Here is a 1,790-nt window from a genome sequence, read left to right as displayed (position 1 = left end):
ATGAAAACCGCGATCATCACCGCTGACGATTTCGGCGTCTCGCGCGAAGTCAACGAAGCGGTCGAACAGGCGCACCGCGAGGGCATCCTCACCGTCACCAGCCTGATGGTGACGGGCGCGGCCGGGGCGGATGCGGTGGCGCGCGCCCGCGCCAACTCCACGCTTGGCATCGGGCTGCATGTTGCGCTGGCCGAAACCCCGCCCGCCCTGCCCCCATCGCAGATCCCCGATCTGGTCGACGAGACCGGCGCGTTCCGCATCGAATCGCTCCCCGTCGCGCTCGCGCTCGTCGCGCGGCCAGCGGTGCGGCGTCAGCTCGAAGCAGAAATCGAAGCGCAATTCGCGCTCTTCGCCGCGACCGGCCTGCCGCTCGATCACGTCAACACGCATAAGCACATGCATCTGCACCCGGTGATCGCCGCGATCCTGATCAAGGTGGGCTTGCGCCACGGCATGAAAGCGCTGCGCGCGCCGGTCGAGCAGCGCGCACTCCTCGCCGAGCCGGTCAGTGGCTTCGACATCGCCAAGCCCTTCGCGCGCCGTGTCCAGCGCACGGCCCGCGCCGCCGGGGTGAAAGTACCCGATCGCACCTTCGGCCTTGCCTGGTCGGGCGCAATGCACGCGGAACGCCTGCGCGGCATTCTCGAAACGCTGCCCGAGGGGGTGAGCGAAATCTACCTCCACCCCGCGACCGGCCCCTATCCGCTCTCGGCACCGGGCTACCAATATGAGGCCGAGCTCGCCGCGCTGACCGATCCCGGCGCGCGCGCGATCGTGGCGGAACACGGCATCACGCTCGCGCGCTTCGCCGATCTGTGAACCGCTCGGCGCACATCGGGCTGCTGCTCGCGACCGTGATCGGCCTCGCCGTCGCCGCCGCAACCGTTGGTAGCGTCGGGCTGCGCCAGGTTACCACCGCAATGGCGACGATCGGTTGGATCGGCATGGCGAGCTTCGTTCTTTGGTCGGGCGGCGTGCTGGGATTGCTTGGGCTGGCGTGGGTCTCGGTCGCGCCGGGCCAGCCCACCCACCGGGCGCCGCTGTTCGTCTGGGCGCGCACCACCCGCGAAGCGGCGACCGATATCCTGCCCTTCTCGCAGCTCGGCGGCCTCGTCGTCGGCGCGCGGACGCTGGCGGCCTTCGGCGTGCCGCAGCCGGTGATCTACGCGTCGATGATCGCCGACCTCACCACCGAAATGGCGGCGCAATTGCTGTTCACGCTGGCGGGGGTCGCGGTGCTGCTGATGGTGCTGACCGATCAGTCGGTGCAGCAGGGCCTCGTCCCGCTCGCGCTTGGCGGCGTGGCGGCGATGGTCGCGCTGATGGCGCTGTTCGTCTTCGCGCAAAAACCGGTGCTGGCGCTGGCGGGGAAGCTTGGGAGCCGCATCTTGCCCGGTTCGGTCGCGATGACCGATGCGATCCGCGATCAGCTCGATCTGATCTACCGCGAGCCGAAACGCGTGATCGCCGCCTTCCTGTTCAACCTCGCCGCCTGGCTGGCCAGCGCGGCGGGGGCGTGGATTGCGCTGCGCTTCATGGGCGTCGGCACGCCGCTGTGGGCGGTGTTGATGATCGAGGCGCTGATCTTCACGCTGCGCAGCGTCGCCTTCGCCATCCCCGGCGCGATCGGCGTGCAGGAAGCGGCCTATGTCCTGATCGGCCCGCTCGTCGGGATGCCGCCTGCGACCGCGCTGGCGCTGTCGCTGCTCAAACGTGCGCGCGACGTGATCATCGCGGTGCCGGCGTTACTGGCGTGGCAAGTTGGCGAAGCGCGGCGGGTGGTGGCTTAG

The 1,790-nt window shown here is 69.4% G+C and carries 2 protein-coding genes; both read left to right on the top strand.

The window, feature by feature from the left end; all coding sequences use genetic code 11:
• The coding region (hpnK, locus tag ABWP09_RS10610; protein ID WP_353205114.1) for a hopanoid biosynthesis-associated protein HpnK at positions 1–819 on the top strand (819 nt) is incomplete at its 5' end.
• Positions 816–1,790, top strand: a complete 975-nt coding sequence (locus ABWP09_RS10605; protein WP_353205113.1) for a lysylphosphatidylglycerol synthase domain-containing protein — start codon at positions 816–818, stop codon at positions 1,788–1,790. The genes hpnK and ABWP09_RS10605, both read left to right, overlap by 4 nt.

The organism is Sphingomonas sp. (genome assembly GCF_040398505.1).
Taxonomy (GTDB): Bacteria; Pseudomonadota; Alphaproteobacteria; order Sphingomonadales; family Sphingomonadaceae; genus Sphingomonas.
The sequence above is the reverse complement of the archived record's forward strand: the minus strand, read 5'-3'. Positions and strand labels throughout refer to the sequence as shown.